Genomic DNA, 17,759 nt, shown 5'->3' on the forward strand with positions numbered 1-17,759 from the left:
GGGAAACCCCGAGGGCCCGCCATCCTGCCGGCGACCGGAGCGCAATTCGCGTGCCCGCGCGGCCCGCGCCCCGAGGCCATGCGTTGGCCCGTGATTTGCTGCCTTGCCGATAATCCCGACTGCGCCGCCAGGAGACCCCGTGACCGCCTACCCCCTGCAAGTTCTTGCGCAAGCGCCCGTCGCGAGCGCTGCCGAGCCGCTCGATCTGGTCTTCATCGAGGGTTTCACCGGACACACGGTGATCGGCATCCACCACGACGAGCTGCACGACACGCAGCCGCTGCGCATAGACGTGGTGGCCGGCGTGCCGCGCCCGCGCGCCTGCGACACCGACAGCATCGCCGACACGATCGACTACAGCGTCGTGCGCACGCGGCTGCATCGCCACCTGCAGGAGCATCGCCTGCAGCTGCTCGAGGCCTTCGCAGAATCGGTGGCCGACATCCTGCTCGACGAGTTCGGCGCCCACTGGGTGCGCGTCGCGGTGGCCAAGCCGCGCAAGTTCGATGACGTGGAGGCGGTTGGCGTGGTGATCGAGCGCCGCCGCGATCCACACGAGCGCCTGACCCACAAGGGCGCCGCAGTGCTCTCGCTCATCGGCGCCGGCCACGTTCCGAAATAGAGCCCCCACGCTTGCGGCTACGCCGCGGCGCTGCCCCCCGAGGGGACCCTTGCTGCGGACCGGCGTAGCCGGATCCGCGCAAGCTCTTGGTCAAGAGCCACTCGGGCGTTCATTGCACCCATGCAAGAACGGAAAAAGCGCCCCGAGGGGCGCTTTTTCCGGTGCTACGCACAAGGAGAGGCGCGCTGGGAACGACGGGGGCGGGTGGAACGTACCTCGGCGCTTGCGCGCCTCGGCGAGGGACCGCCCCTTGGTCCTTACTTCGCCTGGAACGGGTGGGCGACGCTGCCCTTCTTGGCGACGACGTCGCGCGCCGAGGGTTCGCCACGGACCGCGCGCTGGATCGACTCGCGCACGGCCTTGTAGTTGAACTCCTGGATCTTCTTGTCGTCTTCGGCCAGCCAGTGGATGAAGACGCCGACGCAGATGAACAGGTTGTCGGCCTCGTCGGCCGGGATGGTGCCGTCCTCGACGCTGTCGGCCACCGCCATTGCGACGCCGCGCTGGGCCGGGCCGAACATCTGCACGGCCTGCTTGGCGCCCTTGATGGTGACCTTGTTGAACATCACCGTGTTGGGCTTGGTCAGCAGGTTCGGCGCGACGACGGCCAACAGCGACGTGAAGCCGTCCTTGTTGTTCGTCAGCGCGTTGGCGAACGCCGATTCCGCGGGGCTGCCGCGCGGGCCGATGATCAGGTCGATGTGGGCAACTTCATTGCCGTCACCGACCAGCGACTCGCCGACCAGCATGCGATCGATCTTTGCCATGGCATTCAGTCTCCGGTTGGGGTTTTAGGGATTGGTACTTCGGGCTCTAGAGCGCCGGGACGAAAGACCCAGCAACCGATCAGTTATCACGTTCCATGCCAGCGAAGGCCCGATCGTCGAGCAAGGCGGCCAGCATCAGGGTTGCCACGGTGAGGTCGGCACTGGTGCCGGGGTTCAAGCCCTGGCGCTTGAGGGACTGGTCCCAGGCGGCGAAGGCGGGATCGGCATCGAGGTGCTCGCCGGCCTCGGCGCGGCGGGCCCAGACGGCCGCTTCGGCGGTGACAGCCTGTGCCGCCGGCGCGCCCTGGCGTCGAACAATGTGTGAATCGGCTTCGCTGGAGAGCCAGGCCAGGTAGACCGCCTGCACGCCGGGCGCCGGGTCGTCCCAGCGGCCATGGCGGTCCCATGCGGCGAGACCGAGGTCGAACAGCTCGGCGCCGCCCTCGGCGTACTGCCGCGCGATGCGGTCGCGGTGCGCGGCCAGCTGCATCGCCTGGCGCAGCGTCATCGTCGCGGGCGCGCGCACGTCGGCCTCGCTGCTGTGGCCGAGCCCGCCGGGGTTGGCCACCGTGATTGCGCGAAAGGTGCGCTCGGCATCGTCGAGCGTCAGCGCCGCGAACACGGCCGCGAGCGCGGTGCGCAGGTCGCGTCCGACCTCGGCGGCCATCGCGATCGGCGCGGCCAGCAGCAAGATGCCCAGGTTGGTGTTGCAGCCGGCGACCGCCTGCGTGGCCCACACGCCGACCTCGATGCGCTCGCCGACCGAGGCGCCGTCGAGCGTGATCGCGTCGCGCGCGGCGTGCGCGCTGTCGACGAACTGCTGCGCGCGCATGCCGTGGCCCGGCGAGACCAGGCTCACGTTGCCCGGCTTGCGCACCGCGACGTCGAGGGTGCAGGCAAGTTCGAAGGCGGCGGCGATGCGCTCACGCACGTCGCGCACCTTGTTCGGCCTGCGCGGTGGCGCCGCCCAGGCGCCGCTCAAGCAGGTCGTCGACGATGGCCTGCGCGAGATTGAAGTCGGTCACGCGCTGCAGGCCCTGCCAGGCCGCGACGCCGTTGACCTCGAGCACCTGCGGCTCGCTGGCGGTGGGGATCAGGTCGACGCCGGCATAGTCCATGCCCAGCGCCTGCGCGGCGCGCTGCGCCACGTGCGCGAGCTCGGGCGTGAGCATCGCGCGCACGACCTTCGCGCCTTGCGCGACGTTGTGGATCCAGTGCGTGCTGACGCGCTGCATCGCCGCGCGTGCCGTGCCGCCGATCACCAGCACGCGCCAGTCGTGGCTGCTGGCGTCCTTGCCGGCGACGTGGTGCAGCGGTGCGACGTAGCGCTGCAGGTAGGCGAGCTGGCCGAAGCCGGACAGCGGCGGCAGCGGCATGTGCTCGCCGTCGACGCAGCCCACGCGCACCAGGCCCTTGCCCTGCGAGCCGAACAAGGGCTTGAGCACCAGCGCGCGGCCGGCGGCGCTTTCGCGCATCACCAGCCGCTCGGCCTCGGCCTGCGACTCGATCGCCCAGGCCGCCGGCGTCGGCACGCCTTGCGCGTGCAGCAGCGCGCTGGTCATCGACTTGTCGACGCTGCGCTCGATCGCGCGCGCATCGTTGTAGACCGGCACGCCCAGCTCGCGCAGCGCGTGCAGGATGCCGAGTCGCTTGGTGACCTGCTCGAAGCTGCCGCCGGCGATGCCGCGCACCAGCGCTGCATCGGGCAGCGCGCCGCCGAAGCCGGGGATGGCCAGGCCGTGCCAGCCGGCCGTGAGGTCGATGCGGCAGTCGGCCAGGTCGACGCAGCGGCCCTGCGCGCCGCGCGCGCGCAGCGCGGCCTGCAACTGGCGCGTGTGCCAGCCGATCTCGTCGGTGAAGATCGCGACGCGGGTCATGTCGGCTCCCCGCTTGCCGATAGGGGCGGGCCTTGCTTGGGGCGGCCCGGTGCTGCGGCCCGGGTGGATCTCATTGGCTCATCCATTGGCGCTTGAGCAGCTCCAGGTCCGTGTGTCCGCCGTGATGCGTGAGGCCGGTGCGCAGGTTGGAGACCCACACCTCGGCCGGCGCGAACAGCGCGGGATCGATCTTGTAGAAGTCGTAGTTCGCCGCGGCAAAGGTCTCGGCGAAGCCGCGGCCGTAGTCGCGCGAGTTGGTGCACGAGAGTGTGCCGGCAAGCCGGCGCGCGTGCTCGTCGTCGGCATCCACCGTCAGGTGGACGCGGCCGCCGTAGAGGATGGCGTCGTTGGTGCGGCCCATCGCCTGCACGCCGTCGGCGGCCGGCGGCGGCAGCGGCGCGCTGGCCGTGCCGTCGACGATCTGGTGCAGCGGGAAGTGCAGCTCGTGCGCCTGGTGCAGCGCGGTCTCGAGCACGCGCGCGACGATCTGCGTCGTGCCGGCGGCGCTGCGCGTGGGCGTCAGCACGATGGCCAGCCGTTCGGGCGCGAGCGCGCAGTCGTGCAGCAGCTTGTCGATCACCACGTCCGGCGGCGCGCGGTCGACCTCGAGCACGATCACGCCGCGCTCGCAGCGGTCGCGGTAGCCGAGCTCGCCGAACAGCGCTTCCTTGCCGGCCAGCGCGCGCGCCGGGCCCGAGCCGAGCGCGAAGAACTTCTTGCCGCCGGTCTCCTCCTTGCTGGCCGCCAGGCTCCAGCCGGCGTACTGGCTGGCCAGGCAGGCGAGCACCGGCTGCGAGCTGGCAACGTCGATCCAGGTCGGCCAGCCGCTGGCGGCGTCATGGCGCAAGCTCACCTGCCCGAGCCCGCCCATGCAGATGCGCGCGACCGCGAGCCCGGCCTCGATGCCGCCGGGCGACTCGATGCCGGCATCGACGATCGTCACGCCGCGCGCGTCGCGCGCGACGCCCACGCGCAAGGCGGCGGCGCGCGCCAGCAGGTCGTCGAGCAGGGGTGCGGCGAGCGCGTTGACGCTGATGTCCGCGAGGGGCGAGGTCATTCGGGATTCTCCAGGTCGGCAAGCAGTGCCTCGCGCGATCGCGCGAGCGCGGCGCGCACCGCGCCAACGTCGTCGCCGCGCGCGCTGAGGCTGGCGATCGGCTGGCCGGCGTCGAAGCTCTGGCCGGCCGCGGGCAGGTCGTGCGCGTCGTCGCGCGCGGCAAGGTCTTGCGCGGCGCGCGTGCCGATCCGCACGCGGCGGCGCGCATAGACGATCTCGAGGCCGCGCAGCTCGGCACCGCCGCCGCGCGCGCTGCCCTCGCGCAGCATCGCCGCGCTCGGCAGCTCGCCGCGGCAGGCGTCGACATGCGCACGCATCAGCGGGCAGTGCGGGTAGAGCGCCAGGCTGCCGGGTGGGCGCGCGTTGAGCTCGAGCACCCGGATCGGCTGCTCGTCCGCCTCGTCGGTCACCAGCAGGTCGAGGCTCGCGAGGCCGCGCACCTGCGTGGCCGGCACCAGCTGCGCGAGCGCGCGCTCGATCGCCGCGAGCACGCGCGGCGCCAGCACGATCGGGCCGATCACGCCGGCATAGACGTGGCGCAGCGCGCCGACCGTGGTGACGAGCTGGCGCTGGCAGCCGACCAGCACCGCGCGCTGGCCGTCGGCGACGAACAGCGCCGAGATCGGCGTCGCGTGCAGCAGCTCGCGCTGCACGCATTCGCTGTCGGCCAGGCGCGTCGCGCCTTCGGCCGGCCGCACCGACCAGCCGCCGCTGGCGTGCAAGTCCTTGACCAGCCAGCCGCTGCGGTCCACGCCCTCGGCGGGCAGCTCGAAGCGCGTCGGCGGATGCGCCAGGCCCAGGCGCGCGAGCAGCGGGAACCACTTCAGCGGATCGCGCAGCGCGCGCAGCGCCGCCGGCGCCGTGCCGAGCAGCGGCAGGCGCTCGGCGGCCTGTTCGAGCCACAGCGGCGCATGGTCGAAGCCGCTGCCGGCCACCCAGCCGATCACGCCGCGCTCGCGTGCGCGAGCGGCCAGCGTCTGCAGCAGCAGCGAGCCGTCGATCGACAGTGCATCCGGCCGCGCGATCGACAGCCAGGCCGCGCTGGCGCGGCGTGTGTCGAGGTCGCCGAAGGCGTCGAGCGCGATCACGCGATAGCCGTCGCGCGCCGCGGCCTCGGCCATCAGGCGCGCGGAGATGCCGGCGACGATCAGCGTGGGCGTGGCCATGGCCGCGCGGCTGCCGGTGCCCGGCTCAGCCCTTGGCCTCGGCGAGCACGCCGCGCGCGACCTCGAACGCCGCGTCGAAGCTCAGCATCACCGGCTTGTCGGTCTCGCGCATGCGCACGAGCAGGCGGTGCTGGGTCTGGTACTTCACGTTGCCGACCGCCAAGGCGCCGATGCACACGGCCTGCGTGCCGGCCAGCGGCTTGCCGTCGTCCATCACGCCGACGCCGGCGATGCCTTCCGGCGGCACCGCGTTGACGTCGGCCGCGACCTTGAGCTGCTTCGCGAAGCCCAGGTCCTCGGCCGAGACCACCTGCACGCCGGCCGCGGCGGTCGCGAGCACGACGTCGGCCTCGGCGATCGAGCGGCGCACCGCCTCGCGGTCGCCGCCAGAGACGCCGTGCAGCGTGGCGTCGAAGCGCTTGCCGGTTTCCTTGGCGGCTTCCTCGGCGACATCGATGCCGTGGCGGCTCGACAGCACGACCAGTGCGCCTTCCCTGGCCGCCAGCACGCCGGCGATGCGGCCCACGGTGCCGGTGCCGCCGAGGATGGTCACGCGCTGGCCCTTGAGCGACTCGCCGCGCGCCTTCAGCTTGGCCTCGACGCAGGCCACCATTGCCGCGGCGGTGGTGTAGGAGCCGCTCGGGTCGGCCATCGCCGAGACGACGAAGGGCTTGACCATCGAAGCCTTGGCGCGCTCGAGCATGTCGGCCGCCAGCAGCACGTCGCGCCCGCCGATGAACAGGCCGGTGCGCGCGACACCCTTGGGGCCGCGCGAGAAGATCGCGTCCTGCGTCAGGCCCATCACCGACTCGAGCGTCACGTCGGTGTAGGTGGGCACCAGCTGCCAGCCGGCATCGGCCGCCATGTTGATGTCGAACGGGCTCATCTGCTTGCCGGGCGTGAGCATGTGGAGGATGTAGGGACGTTCCATGGTCGGCGGCTGAAGGATCGAAGGAGAAGGGCGAAAGAGCGCGCCGCCTCAGGCGGCGGCCGCGATGCGGCCGGCCGGCACCGAGGCGTCGGCCAGCACCTGCGCGCCTTGCGAACGCGCGCGCACGAGCTCGACCTGCAGCGCGGCGTCGAGCACGCCCGCCGCGCGCGCCGCGGCGATCAGCGCCTCGCCGCGCGCCGCATCGGGCACGAAGGCAAAGCCGGTCGGGCCCCACGAACTCTGGCCGATGGCCACCGGCGTGCCGGCGAGCTGCGCCGCGTGGGCGTCGATCCAGCCCAGCAGGCGCGCGACGCCTGCGCTGGTGAAGGCGCCGTGCGGCTGGGCCGGCGCGAAGTGCTCGCCGAGCAGGCGCTGCACCGTGCCCAGGCCGAGCGCAAAGGACTCGAAGTCGCCGTCGGCCGCGCCGGGCAGCACGCGCATCAGCACCTCGTGGCACAGCGCGGCGGCGCGCTCGGCGGCAAAGGGCGAAAGCCGCGCCAGCGCGGCCTTCTCGGCCTCGCCCGACAGGCCCGCGGCCCGCGGATCGCGCACGAGGATCACGCGCCAGGCGGACGGCAGGGCGATGCGCGACAGCAGCGGCGCGGGCCGCCCGTCGGGCCCCGGGCCGCCGTCGAGCAGCAGCCCGCCCTGGTCGAAGCCGGCGATGCCGATGCCCGAGCGCAGGCCGCGGCCGAGCAGATGGGCGAGTTCGGCGCTGGCGATGCCGGCGGTCTCGTGGCCCATCAGCCGCGCGTAGGCGCGCCCGATCGCCAGCGCCAGCTGCGTGCCGGAGCCGAGACCGGCATGCGCGGGCAGCGCCGACAGCAGCTGCAGCTGCAGCGCGCCGTGGCGCAGCGGCGGCAAGGCTTCGCGCAGCCGGCGCAGGTGGCGCGCGGCGCGCACGACCTCATGCTGCGCGCCGGGCGCGGCGCCGACGTCGTCGGTACCGCTGCCACGCCAGGCCAGGCGCACGACGGTCGACGGCCCGTCGATCACCAACCCCAGGCTGCCGAAGCGGCGCCCAAGCGTCGCGCTCGGATCGAGAAAGCCCAGGTGCAGCCGTGCTGGAGCGCGCACCTCGACCTGCAGGGCTTCGGTGGTCGCGAGGAAGGCGGGCAGGGCGGGGGTCATGTCGGTCGGCGCAGTCGCGGGTCGTGCCCCGAAGTTAGCAAGGCGCATTCCCCGCGTGCCGCTCGATGCTATTCCTTGCGCGCCGCGATGGCGCCCGGACTTGCGCTGTGCCGCGGACAGCGCAGGCTGCGCCGATTGCGCAACGCCGCCTGCGTTGCGGGGCGGGGGCCGTCAGAACTTCATCCGCAAGCCCACATAGAACGACCGCCCCGCTCCCGGCGCGACGAACAGCGCATCGCGCTCCTGCCCGGTGTAGGCCCCCGTCGGGCTGAACATCGTCTCGGCCAGCGCGCCGAAGGTCTCGTAGCGGCGGTCGAACACGTTGTTGACGTTGGCGTACAGCTCCCAGGTCTTGTTCGGCTTCCAGTTCGCGCGCAGGTGGAGCAGGCCGTAGCCGGGCACCTTGAGCCGGTGCGCCTCGGGCTGCTCGCCGTCCACGGGGTCCTCGAGCAGGCCGTCCTCGTTGCCCGAGACCGTGCGGCTCGAGTAGAGCTGCGCGTCGGCGCCGAGCGTGACGCCCGCGGCCACGCGCCAGTCCGCCGCGAGCTTGAGCGAATGGCGCGGCAGCCCCGCGATGCGCGTGCCGGGCGTGATCGTCACGTTGCGCTCGCCCTGGCGCAGCACGCCATGGGCCTGGTAGGTCGCGTCGAGGAAGCTGTAGCCGACACCGAGCTCAAGCGCGCCGAGCGTGGCGCTGAATTCGCTGTCCACGCCCTGGTGGCGCGTCTTCGGGAAGTTGGCGAAGTAGCCGAGCTGGCCGTTGACGCTGACGCTGCGAAACAGGATGTCGTCGCGGTTGTCGGTGCGAAAGGCCTCGACGTTGAGCCGCATGCCGGGCGCGATCGGCCAGCGCATGCCGGCCTCGACGGTGGTCGACTTGACCTGCTCCAGGTAGGGGTCGGCCTGCAGGCCGGCGGGCAGGCGGCACGGCTCTTCGGGGTCGGCGCAGCCGAGCTCGATCACGGTGGGCACGCGCGTGTTGCGCGCGACGTTGGCGAACAGCGTCGGTCCGCCTTCGAGCCGGTGCGCGACGCCCAGCGCCGGGTTGAGGCTGGTGTAGCTGAACCGTTCGCGCGGCTTGTCCTCGATCTGGCCGCTGTCGTCGTCGCGCGTGGTGAGCTGGTTGCTCACGCGCGAGCGGTTGTAGCGCAGCGTGCCGGTCAGGTGCGTGCGAGAGGCGACTTGCCAGGTGTCGGTCGCGTAGACGCCGACGCTGGTCGAGCGGCCCTCGACATCGGCGGCCAGCTCGACCGGCTCGCCTTCGGCCGGCACGACGCCGCGGTCGGGCGTGAAGAAGCCTTCCTGCTCGAGCTGGCGGTAGCGCACGCGGCTCGCGTCGACGGTGGCGCCGAGCTGCCACTGGTGCGCCCCGCTGTTGCGCGCATAGCTGATGCCCGCGCCGTAGCCGGTCTGGCGCGTGCGCGTGGTGTTGAACGCGGCATTGGTCCCGCTGGGTTCGGGGTTGCCTTCGCCGCCCGTGTTGTCGTCGTCGGTGTCGGCCTCGTCGCCGTTGACGGTGTCGCGCCCGGTGCGCCGCACGTAGGCCAGGGCCGAGAGCGTGCTGCTCGCGTCCAGCGTCTGGTGCAGGTTGAAGGCGAGCTGGTCGAGCCGGTTCTCGGTGCGGTCGGGGTAGGTGTAGACCGACTCGCGGCGATGGAAATAGAGGTCGCGCGAGAGCTCGCCGTCTTCGATGCCGTAGCCCGGCAGCAGGCCATTGCCGACCAGGTCGCTGCGCCCGAGCAGCAGGCCCAGGCTCCACGCGGTGCTGCCGTCGTCGTGGCCGAGCTTGCCGAAGAAGTGCTGCAGGTCGCCCTCGGAGTGGTCGCGCCAGCCGTGTTCGTCGAAGGCCGTCGCGGCGACATAGGCATGCCAGCCGCTGTCGTCGGCCACGCCGTAGCTCAGGTCGACGCGCTTGCGCCCGAAGCTGCCGGCGCCGATCTCGCCTTGCAGGCCCGGCGCGCTGCGGCCGTCATGGGTGGAATAGGCCAGCGCGCCGCCGAGCGAATTGAGGCCGAAGGCCGGGTTCGCGCCCGGCACCAGCGAGATCGTGCGGACCGCGAATTCGGGCACGAGGTCGAAATTGATGACGTCGCCGAAGGGCTCGTTGATGCGCACGCCGTCGAGGTAGACGGAGAGACCCTGGCCGGCGCCGATCAGCGGCGACGCGCGAAAGCCGCGGTAGGTCAGGTCGCCCTGGAACGGGCTGCCCTGGATGTCGTTGAGCTGCACGCCGGCCACGCGGCGGTTCATGAAGTCGCTCAGGTTGACGGACTGCGCCTGGTCGATGCGTTCGCGCCGGATCAGCTGCGTCGCGTAGGGCAGCAGGTCGCGGTCGATGCCCTGGCCGGGCAGCGGGCTGGTACCGATGACCTCGACACCGGGCAACTGGGCGGTCGGCACCGCCGCGGTGCCCTGCGCGGCAGCGCCGGCACAAAGCACGGCCAGCGCGGCGGCCACGGCAGTGCGGGGAAGCCCTAGGGTCGGTGTGCCGCGACGACACGCCGCGATCGCGGCGCCTGCGGTGATCATCGCTGCCTTGCGCACCGGCGCTTCGCGTCGGCGTGTTGCCCTTCGGGCCATCGTGTGTCTCCTGCTTCGAGTCGTTGTGTCGTGAACGGAACAGACGCCTATCTGAGAGCAACGGCCGGGCCGCCGTCTTCGGGAATCGCTCCCGATGCATCGGCGCCGGCCTCGGCGCCCACCCCAGCAGCGCCACTGGCGCTGCCGGGCCTGGTGATGCGGCGCGCCGGCGCGCTGGCGCTGCTGTGCCTCGTGCTCGCCTTGCTGCTGGGCCTTCAGCGCGCGCAGCAGGACATGCGCGACGAGCTCGCCGATGCAGTGGCCGGCGCGCGGCTCACCGCGCTGCTGTCCGGGCTCTCGACGCTGACCGACGACGAGGCCCTGGCCCGCGTGGCGGCCTTGCAGCCCGCGCGCGATGCGCGCCACCTGCATCTCGAAGTGCGCGACGCGCAAGGCCGCGAACGCCTCGCCGCGCCGGCGCCGCCGGCCGACGCCTGGCCGATGCGCGCGGCGCTGGCGCTCAACCAGCGCCTGTTCCCGCCGCCCCCCTCGCAGCGCGTCGAGTGGAGCGTCGCGCGGCCCGACGGCACGCGCTGGCAGCTCGCGCTGGTGGCCTCGTCCGACCGCGAGCAGCGCGAGGCCTTGTCGAACTGGCTGGCGATGTTCGGGGTGCTGCTGCTCGGCTGCGCGGGCCTGCTGGCGGTGATGCGCTGGTCGCTGGCGCACTCGTTCGCGCCGCTGGCGCGGCTGCTGGCGGCGATCGGCGCACTCGGCGATCCGGCGCGCGATGCGCCGCGGGCCATTGCCGCGCTGCCGGCAATGCCGGTGCGCGAGCTCGAGGCCATCGCGCAGGCGCTGCGCCGGCTCGCCGCCTCGCTCGACGAAGCGCAGGCCGCGCGCCGCGTGCTCGCGCAGCAGGTGTTCAGCCTGCAGGAAGACGAGCGCACGCGGCTCGCGCGCGAGCTGCACGACGAGTTCGGCCAGCGCCTGACCGCGCTGCGCGCCGACGCCGCCTGGCTGGCGCGGCGCAACGCGCACGATGCCGAGGCCGCGTCGGTGATCGAGGGCATGAGCGCGCAATGCCGGCTGATCCATGACGACATCCGCGCGCTGCTCGCGCGCCTGCGCCCGCTGCCGCTGGCCGACGACGGCCGCGGCGAGGCGCCGGCGCGGCTGGCGGAGCTGCTCGAGTCGCTGTCGCGCAGCGGTTCGCCGGCGGCCGACCGCGGCCTCGCGCTCGATCTCGCGATGCAAAGGCGGGCCGCGGACGGCAGCGTGCTGCCTTGGCCGACGGAGAATGACGAAGCCGCGCCGCGCCTGCCGCGCGCACTGGTGCTGGCGCTCTACCGCGCGAGCCAGGAAGCGCTGACCAATGCCGCACGCCACGCGCAGGCGCGGCGCGTGCGACTGGCGCTCACGCTCGAGGACGCAGCGGGTGCTGCATCGCCGCGGCTGCGCTGGTCGGTGCGCGACGACGGCATCGGCCTGGCCGATATCTCGGCGATGCGCCAGGGCACCGGCCTTGCGAGCCTGCAGGAGCGCATCTGGTCGCTGGGCGGCGAACTGCGCTTCGGCCCCGGCCTCGACGGGCGCGGGCTCGGTCTCGAAGCGACGCTGCCGCTCGCGGCGGGCGCGGAGGTCGCGCGATGATGCCCGCGTTCGCGAGTCCGGCCCGCGCGCGCCATCGCGTGGCGCTCGCCGACGATCACGCCGTCGTGCGCGCGGGCTACCGCCGCCTGCTCGAGCTCGAGCCCGACATCGATGTCGTGGCCGAGTTCGCCGATGCCGAGTCGGCCTACGTGGCGCTGGCGCAGGTCGAGCCCTGTCCGGCCGACCTGCTGGTGCTCGACCTCTCGATGCCCGGTCGCAGCGGCCTGGAGATGCTGCGCCGCCTCGGCCAGCGCGCGCCGGGCTTGCGCGTGCTGGTGTTCACCATGCACGACAGCGTGGCGATGATGCGCCAGTGCCGCGAGGCCGGGGCGGTCGGCTTCGTCACCAAGGCCAGCGAGCCGGCGGTGCTGATCGACGCGCTGCGCCGGGCGCTGCGCGGCGAGGCCGCCTGGCCGGCCGAGTTCGACGCCGCCGTGCACGACGGCGCGCCGCACGAGCGGCTCTCCCCGCGCGAGTTCGAGGTGCTGCAGCACCTGATCGCCGGGCGCAGCGTCGAGGACATCGCGGCGCTGCTGCGGTTGTCGGGCAAGACGGTGGCGAACTACCAGACGCTGGTGCGGCAGAAGCTGGGCATCGCGACGGCGGTGGAGCTGCTGCGTTATGCGCAGGTGCACGGGCTGCGGGGGCTGTAGCGGCGCAAGGCACCAAGGTCGCCCCGTTGCGCCTGGCCGTCGCCCTGGCACTGGCGCGTGGTCATCGTGATCGGCGCAACCCGCCGGCGGCCCGATCACTCAAGCTCGGTTGCCCGTTGCGGGAGCCAGTGCAGGAGGGCCCCGAAGAGCGCGGCCGGCTCGACCGGCTTGGCCACGAAGTCGTTCATGCCGGCCTGCAGACAGAGCGCCCGATCCTCGTTGAACGCGTTGGCCGAGAGGCCGATGATGGGCCGCGTGGCCCACTGCGGGAGCGCCCGTATGCTGCGTGTGGCCGCCAGGCCATCCAACACGGGCATCTGCACGTCCATCAGGATCGCGTCGTATGCATGGGCTCTGACTTTCTCGATGGCCAGTTGACCGTTTTCCGCCGTGTCGACCTCGAGGCCCGCTCTCTCCAGCAACGCTTTCGCCACCTCGAGATTGACGGGGTTGTCTTCCACCAGCAGTACGCGTGCGCCGTGGTGAAGGCGCCTCAACTGACTCTCGGGTCCAGGATGCATGCCTGCGGCAAGTGCCGGCTGCGGACCGCGTCCACGGCTTAGCCGGGCCGTGAACCAGAACGTGGAGCCTTCGCCCGGCAAGCTGCTGACGCCCACGTCGCCGCCCATCAACTGCGCCAGGTGCTTCGTGATGGCCAGCCCCAGCCCCGAGCCGCCGTAGTCACGCGTGATGGACGTGTCCGCCTGCTCGAACACATTGAACAGGCGGGGAAGCTTGTCGGCTGCAATTCCAACGCCCGTATCCTGAACTTCAAAGCGCACGAGCAGATCGTTCTCGGTCTGGTCGGCCAGCTTGGCCCGCAAAGTGATCGCGCCCTGCTCGGTGAACTTGACGGCATTGCCCGCATAGTTGAGGAGTGCCTGCCCCAACCGGGTCAGGTCTCCGTGCAGCCATGTCGGTACGGCGTCGAGATCCACACGCACGACGATTCCCTTGCCGTGCGCCTGCTCGCTGATGATCGATTGCACGTTGTCGAACAGCGCCGCCAGATGGAAGTCCCGCTGATCGAGATGGAGTCGGCCCGCTTCGATCCTGGAGAGGTCGAGGATGTCATTGACGATCGAAAGCAGGTGCCGGGCTGCGACGTCGATCTTTCCCAGTCGTTCGGCCTGTTCGGGCGTCGGCCCGTCGCTTTGCAGCAGGCCGGACAGGCCGAGGATGGCATTCAGCGGCGTGCGGATCTCGTGGCTCATGTTGGCCAGGAAGGCCGACTTCGTGCGGTTGGCGGCCTCTGCAGCCAATCGTGCCTGCTCGGTCTTTTCGCGCAGTTCGGTCACGTCCCGCAGCACGGCGGTGTAGTAGCGCTTGCCGTCGGCATCCAGCTTCGAGATGGACACCTCGACAGGAAAGTGTCGACCGTCGGCCCGCACTGCAGACAGCGACCGAGCGCCACCCATGCGCCGCTTGTCGTTCGAGCCAGCCCCGAACGCCCGCACAAGGTCATCGTGCTTGGCCCAGGCGGATTGAGGCAGCAATGTCTCCAGCGTGCGGCCCACCATGTCGCCGCTGCGGCGTCCGAACATCGCTTCCGCCGCCGGGTTGAACAGCACGATCCGTTGCTCGCCATCCATCACGATCACGGCATCCATGACGGAGCGGATGATGTCGTCGAGTTGAAGCTCCTGCTTGTGCAGGTCCCGCTGCACTGCCTTGCGTTGCAGTTCGCTCAGGCGCAAGGCATTGGCGGTGCGCCACACCATGAGCGCAAACAGCAGGACGTAGGCCACCGTGACGAGCGCAATGCCGAAGGCGCCCTTCACCTGAGTGCCGCGTTCAGCCTGAACGTGCAACAAGCCCAGGAGGAAGGGCGCGCCCAGCACGAAGGGCAGCAGACTGCGGGCCGCGACACCGCCTGCAGTGGTGTCGGCCATGAGCCGCATCAACCCTTGCGACGGCCTGGCCAGCAGCGTTCCGAGGCAGAGCACGACGAGCCCGACGGCCGTGTGCAAGGCGAGGCTCGAGTAGGCGCCGACACCGTACAGTGCATCGACTCCATAGGCGTAGCCCAGGACGGCCAGGAAGCCGATCAGGCCTCCCACTGCCGCCGCCACTTGCGACACGCGGGGCCAGCGTCCCGCAGCCTGCAGCGCCAGGGCCAGACCCAAGCACAGCAGCGCCACCGCCGTGGCCAGCGCCATGCGCCCAGGCGGCGCGTGGCCGGCCGGGTCCGACCCGCTGTGAATCAGGAGCTGGTCGATTCCCAGATCCAGGACCAGCAGGTATTCGGTCAGCGTGAGCAAGCCCACCAGGGCCACGAACGCGGCCAACGCAATGGCAGCGATGCGGGCAGCGCGCGGCGCCACCAGCGTGCTCGAGACGACCAGCGAGATCCCGTTGAACAGAAAGCCCACGGCCGTGTTGGGCTTCATGGAGGCGAGCCCTGGCAGGACTTGCGTCAGAAGGGGCTCGTCCAGGTACCAGCCCAACAAGACCAGCAGCCCGAGCGCCGCGACCGCGACGCCGCACAGCTGCGCCGCCTGGCGGTAGCGTGCCACCCACAATGCATCCAGATCGTCAACGCGGTCCATCACCGGTTGAGTCTGTCGGATGACCGCCTCGTGGCCTTGCGCAAAGTCAAGGACCAGCGCCTGGCGCTGGGGTGGGATCTCCTGCTCGAATTGCCTGAACTGCCGTGGAGCCTCGACCTCAACCGCGGTCTAGACCGAGACTCGCTTCGTGTGGCGGAAGAAGTCCTCCGGGTCGTACTTGCGCTTGAGCGCGGCCAGCCTTGCCAGGTTGGTGCGCCCGTAGGCCGCCTCGATGCGGTCTGGCCCCTCTTCTTCGGTCAGGAAGTTGATGTAGGTGCCGCCGGTCGAGCAGGCGCGCGTGGCTTCGAAGCACTCTCGCGCCCACCGGATGTTGAGGTCGTCGTCGCTCGGCTGCTCCCACGAGCCGGTGATGTTCAACACGTAGGCCGCGTCGCGGTTGCCGGCCGGCGAGTGTTCGGTGGGCAGTTCGTTCAGCGCGCCCTGGATCTGGAACATCAGAATGGCCGAATGGGGCGAGCGGATGCGGCCGGCATGCTCGGTCGCAATTTCGATCAGCCGGCGGTCGATGGCGGGCAGGTAATGCGACTTCCAGTAGTAGCGCCGGCCCTTGGGCTGCGTGGCGTCGAGCAGGCTTTGCATCTGCGTATAGGGCCGCCGCGTCACGATGTCGGCGACCGGGCGGCCCAGGCGGCGCAGCGGCGCGAGCGCGGCCTCGCCGTCTTCGATCCTGCCGCTGTGGCACACGAACACGGCAACGATCGGCTTGCCGTGCACTTCTTTCGGAAGCCAGGGCGCCGGCGGCGCGATCCGCAGCACGGCCACGCTGGCCAGCTCGCGCGGGGCCTCGGCACTGAACGCGCGATAGGCCTCGAGAACCTGCCGGGCGTCGTCGCCGTGCCAGGCGATCGCGCCGCCCAGGATCTCCGGCCCCACCGGGTACAGCCGGTACTCGAATGACGTGACGATCCCGAAATTGCCGCTGCCGCCGCGCAGCGCCCAGAACAGGTCCTCGTGCTCGTCGGCAGACGCGCGCAGGATCTCGCCGTCGGCGGTCACGACCTCCATCGAGACAAGGTTGTCGCAGGTCCAGCCATGGCGGCGCGTGAGGTAGCCGAAGCCGCCGCCGACGGTCAGGCCGGCAATGCCGGTCGCGGAAACAAAGCCCAGCACCGCCGCGAGACCGTGCAATTGCGTCTCGCGGTCGACGTCGCCGAGCGTGCAGCCCGCCTGCGCGCGGGCCGTGCGGCCCACCGGGTCGACCCAGACGCCCCGAAGCAGCGACATGTCGATCATCAGGCCGCCTTCGCACACGGCCAGTCCGGCGATGTTGTGGCCGCCGCCGCGCACGGAACACAGCAGTCCGTGCCGGCGCGCAAACCGCACGGCCTGCACGACATCGGCCGTGCCGGTGCAGCGCGCCACCAGGCCCGGGCGGCGATCGATCATCGCGTTCCAGACCTTGCGGACCTCCTCGTACTCGGCGTCGTCCGCCGTGAGCACGCGGCCTTTGAAGGCAGCCTTGAACGACTGCAGGTCGTCCGCCGAGATCTCCACGCTGCCGCCATCCATCTGAGCGAGCTTGAGTGCCATGAGCGTTCTCCAGAGAAAAAGGGAAATGGGGTGCAACTCGCGTCCATGCGAGACGTGCACAGCTTGCCGGTGGCGAGGCCCGGATGACCAGTCCAGAATCTGAAGCGTTTGCAGCGGGAGTGTTGCGATGGAACCCAGCTACGGCCAGTTCTGCACCATTGCCCGGGGCGCCGAAGTGCTGTGCGAGCGCTGGACGCCGCTGGTCGTGCGCGAACTGCTGTGCGGCAGCAGGCGCTTCAACGACCTGCACCGCGGCGTGCCGCGCATGTCCACCAGCCTGCTGGCCCAGCGGCTCCACCGCCTGGAGGAGTTCGGCGTGGTGCAGCGCCACGCCGTCGGCAAGGTCTGGGAATACAGCCTCACCGAGGCCGGCGAAGATCTGCGCCCCATCGTCATGGCGCTGGGCCATTGGGGCGCGCAGTGGGTCGGCAGCCGGCTGCGCGACGACCAACTCGACGCGAGTCTGCTGATGTGGGACATCCGCCGGTTCGTGTGCCTGCCGGAGTTCCCGCCCGAGCCCGTGGTCATCAACTTCCAGTTCCGCGACGCGCGGGCCCACGAGGGCGCATGGTGGCTCGTGGTGGAGAACGGCGTGGCCGACCTGTGTCGCGACGACCCGGGGCGCGAGCCGACGCTGGTGGTGAACTCGTCCGTGCGCGCCTTGACGGAGATCTGGTCCGGCGACCTGCTGCCCCAGCAGGCCCTTCAGTCGCACGAGATCCGTGTCGACGGGGCCGCGCGTGACGCGCAGGCGCTGTGGCGGTGGCTGGGAACGAGCGCGTTCGCGCCGACGCGGCGCGCGCGGGTCGCGCGGCTTGTCTCCGATCGGCACGCCGCCGGCGCCGCCGGGGCGTGAGCGCGGCCCCGCGGCTCTTGGCTGCGCCCGCTACTCGAAGCGACTGGCGGCATCGCGGTCGCGCTCGTAGCGTCTCGCAAGCGGAAACGGCGGCAGCCAGGCCTCGCGGCGGAGGGTCCAGAGCTCGTAGGTCGGCTTCAGCTGGTCGGGCGCATCCAGGGCGCCCAGGCTGATCTCGATCTCGTCTGCGGTGCGCCCGAAGACGGACGAGCCGCAGCGCGCACAGAAATGCCGTCCTGCGTACTCGCGCGTTTCGCCGTCGATCTTCACCGCGTCCTGGGGGAACACGGCGCTCGCGTGAAAGAGCGCCCCATGGTGCTTGCGGCAGTCGAGGCAGTGGCACAGCCCGACCCGGTACGGGGATCCCGACGCCACGAAGCGGACATCGCCGCACAGGCATCCGCCGATGAATCGATGCATGCCGTGCCT

At 71.5% G+C, this 17,759-nt stretch carries 15 protein-coding genes; 4 read left to right on the forward strand and 11 right to left on the reverse strand.

The window, feature by feature from the left end; genetic code table 11:
* Positions 1 to 139 precede the first annotated feature (139 nt).
* Positions 140 to 622, forward strand: a complete 483-nt coding sequence (locus ACO2TI_RS17495; protein WP_423286311.1) for a dihydroneopterin aldolase — start codon at positions 140 to 142, stop codon at positions 620 to 622.
* Positions 623 to 879: 257 nt separating this feature from the next.
* Here the strand turns inward: ACO2TI_RS17495 and fae are convergent, their stop codons facing one another.
* The 8 genes from fae to ACO2TI_RS17535 all read right to left on the reverse strand — a co-directional run bounded on the left by fae (position 880) and on the right by ACO2TI_RS17535 (position 10,008).
* Entirely contained in the window at positions 880 to 1,389 is a 510-nt protein-coding gene (fae, locus tag ACO2TI_RS17500) for a formaldehyde-activating enzyme (protein WP_423286313.1), read from the reverse strand.
* 79 nt (positions 1,390 to 1,468) lie between these two features.
* Complete coding sequence (locus ACO2TI_RS17505; RefSeq protein ID WP_423286316.1) at positions 1,469 to 2,320, reverse strand: triphosphoribosyl-dephospho-CoA synthase; 852 nt, start codon at positions 2,318 to 2,320, stop codon at positions 1,469 to 1,471.
* A complete protein-coding gene (locus tag ACO2TI_RS17510) occupies positions 2,313 to 3,266 on the reverse strand; it encodes an ATP-grasp domain-containing protein (RefSeq protein ID WP_423286318.1) in 954 nt (317 codons plus the stop codon). Before ACO2TI_RS17510 ends, ACO2TI_RS17505 begins: the two co-directional genes overlap by 8 nt.
* 70 nt (positions 3,267 to 3,336) lie before the next feature.
* Complete coding sequence (gene mch / locus ACO2TI_RS17515; RefSeq protein ID WP_423286320.1) at positions 3,337 to 4,323, reverse strand: methenyltetrahydromethanopterin cyclohydrolase; 987 nt, start codon at positions 4,321 to 4,323, stop codon at positions 3,337 to 3,339.
* Complete coding sequence (locus tag ACO2TI_RS17520; RefSeq protein ID WP_423286322.1) at positions 4,320 to 5,489, reverse strand: ATP-grasp domain-containing protein; 1,170 nt, start codon at positions 5,487 to 5,489, stop codon at positions 4,320 to 4,322. The genes mch and ACO2TI_RS17520 overlap by 4 nt, the downstream gene beginning before the upstream one ends.
* 25 nt (positions 5,490 to 5,514) lie before the next feature.
* The gene (locus tag ACO2TI_RS17525) at positions 5,515 to 6,420 is read right to left on the reverse strand and encodes an NAD(P)-dependent methylenetetrahydromethanopterin dehydrogenase (RefSeq protein ID WP_423286324.1); all 906 of its coding nucleotides are present in this window, start codon (positions 6,418 to 6,420) and stop codon (positions 5,515 to 5,517) included.
* 48 nt (positions 6,421 to 6,468) lie between these two features.
* The gene (locus ACO2TI_RS17530; protein ID WP_423286327.1) at positions 6,469 to 7,551 is read right to left on the reverse strand and encodes a beta-ribofuranosylaminobenzene 5'-phosphate synthase family protein; all 1,083 of its coding nucleotides are present in this window, start codon (positions 7,549 to 7,551) and stop codon (positions 6,469 to 6,471) included.
* Positions 7,552 to 7,722: 171 nt separating this feature from the next.
* On the reverse strand, positions 7,723 to 10,008 hold the full coding sequence (locus tag ACO2TI_RS17535) for a TonB-dependent receptor (protein WP_423286329.1): 2,286 nt from the start codon (positions 10,006 to 10,008) through the stop codon (positions 7,723 to 7,725).
* Positions 10,009 to 10,287: 279 nt separating this feature from the next.
* On the opposite strand from ACO2TI_RS17535, the gene ACO2TI_RS17540 reads away from it, so the two are divergent.
* Positions 10,288 to 11,721 (forward strand): sensor histidine kinase, encoded by a 1,434-nt coding sequence (locus ACO2TI_RS17540; protein WP_423286331.1) that lies wholly within the window; start codon positions 10,288 to 10,290, stop codon positions 11,719 to 11,721.
* Positions 11,718 to 12,374 carry a response regulator gene (locus ACO2TI_RS17545; protein WP_423286333.1) on the forward strand — a complete coding sequence of 219 codons (657 nt, stop codon included), beginning with the start codon at positions 11,718 to 11,720 and terminating at the stop codon, positions 12,372 to 12,374. The genes ACO2TI_RS17540 and ACO2TI_RS17545 overlap by 4 nt, the downstream gene beginning before the upstream one ends.
* A 95-nt stretch (positions 12,375 to 12,469) precedes the next feature.
* On the opposite strand, the gene ACO2TI_RS17550 is transcribed toward ACO2TI_RS17545, so the two are convergent.
* On the reverse strand, positions 12,470 to 14,923 hold the full coding sequence (locus ACO2TI_RS17550) for a response regulator (protein ID WP_423286335.1): 2,454 nt from the start codon (positions 14,921 to 14,923) through the stop codon (positions 12,470 to 12,472).
* Between the two features lie 129 nt (positions 14,924 to 15,052).
* Complete coding sequence (locus ACO2TI_RS17555; RefSeq protein ID WP_423286337.1) at positions 15,053 to 16,474, reverse strand: FAD-binding oxidoreductase; 1,422 nt, start codon at positions 16,472 to 16,474, stop codon at positions 15,053 to 15,055.
* A 127-nt stretch (positions 16,475 to 16,601) separates the two neighbouring features.
* On the opposite strand from ACO2TI_RS17555, the gene ACO2TI_RS17560 reads away from it, so the two are divergent.
* Positions 16,602 to 17,330 (forward strand): winged helix-turn-helix transcriptional regulator, encoded by a 729-nt coding sequence (locus tag ACO2TI_RS17560; protein ID WP_423286339.1) that lies wholly within the window; start codon positions 16,602 to 16,604, stop codon positions 17,328 to 17,330.
* Between the two features lie 30 nt (positions 17,331 to 17,360).
* Here the strand turns inward: ACO2TI_RS17560 and ACO2TI_RS17565 are convergent, their stop codons facing one another.
* The gene (locus ACO2TI_RS17565; protein WP_423286341.1) at positions 17,361 to 17,750 is read right to left on the reverse strand and encodes a GFA family protein; all 390 of its coding nucleotides are present in this window, start codon (positions 17,748 to 17,750) and stop codon (positions 17,361 to 17,363) included.
* Positions 17,751 to 17,759: the final 9 nt, after the last annotated feature.

Origin of the sequence: Caldimonas sp. KR1-144, assembly GCF_049446155.1 — a bacterium.
Lineage (GTDB): Bacteria > Pseudomonadota > Gammaproteobacteria > Burkholderiales > Burkholderiaceae_C > Rivibacter.

What these genes read in the sequence shown, in the direction of transcription:
- fae (WP_423286313.1), bottom strand. Translation starts at nt 1,389, where the DNA reads ATGGCAAAGATCGATCGCATGCTGGTCGGCGAGTCGCTGGTCGGTGAC.
- ACO2TI_RS17510 (WP_423286318.1), bottom strand. Translation starts at nt 3,266, where the DNA reads ATGACCCGCGTCGCGATCTTCACCGACGAGATCGGCTGGCACACGCGC.
- mch (WP_423286320.1), bottom strand. Translation starts at nt 4,323, where the DNA reads ATGACCTCGCCCCTCGCGGACATCAGCGTCAACGCGCTCGCCGCACCC.
- ACO2TI_RS17520 (WP_423286322.1), bottom strand. Translation starts at nt 5,489, where the DNA reads ATGGCCACGCCCACGCTGATCGTCGCCGGCATCTCCGCGCGCCTGATG.
- ACO2TI_RS17525 (WP_423286324.1), bottom strand. Translation starts at nt 6,420, where the DNA reads ATGGAACGTCCCTACATCCTCCACATGCTCACGCCCGGCAAGCAGATG.
- ACO2TI_RS17530 (WP_423286327.1), bottom strand. Translation starts at nt 7,551, where the DNA reads ATGACCCCCGCCCTGCCCGCCTTCCTCGCGACCACCGAAGCCCTGCAG.
- ACO2TI_RS17540 (WP_423286331.1), top strand. Translation starts at nt 10,288, where the DNA reads ATGCGGCGCGCCGGCGCGCTGGCGCTGCTGTGCCTCGTGCTCGCCTTG.
- ACO2TI_RS17545 (WP_423286333.1), top strand. Translation starts at nt 11,718, where the DNA reads ATGATGCCCGCGTTCGCGAGTCCGGCCCGCGCGCGCCATCGCGTGGCG.
- ACO2TI_RS17550 (WP_423286335.1), bottom strand. Translation starts at nt 14,923, where the DNA reads ATGGACCGCGTTGACGATCTGGATGCATTGTGGGTGGCACGCTACCGC.
- ACO2TI_RS17555 (WP_423286337.1), bottom strand. Translation starts at nt 16,474, where the DNA reads ATGGCACTCAAGCTCGCTCAGATGGATGGCGGCAGCGTGGAGATCTCG.
- ACO2TI_RS17560 (WP_423286339.1), top strand. Translation starts at nt 16,602, where the DNA reads ATGGAACCCAGCTACGGCCAGTTCTGCACCATTGCCCGGGGCGCCGAA.
- ACO2TI_RS17565 (WP_423286341.1), bottom strand. Translation starts at nt 17,750, where the DNA reads ATGCATCGATTCATCGGCGGATGCCTGTGCGGCGATGTCCGCTTCGTG.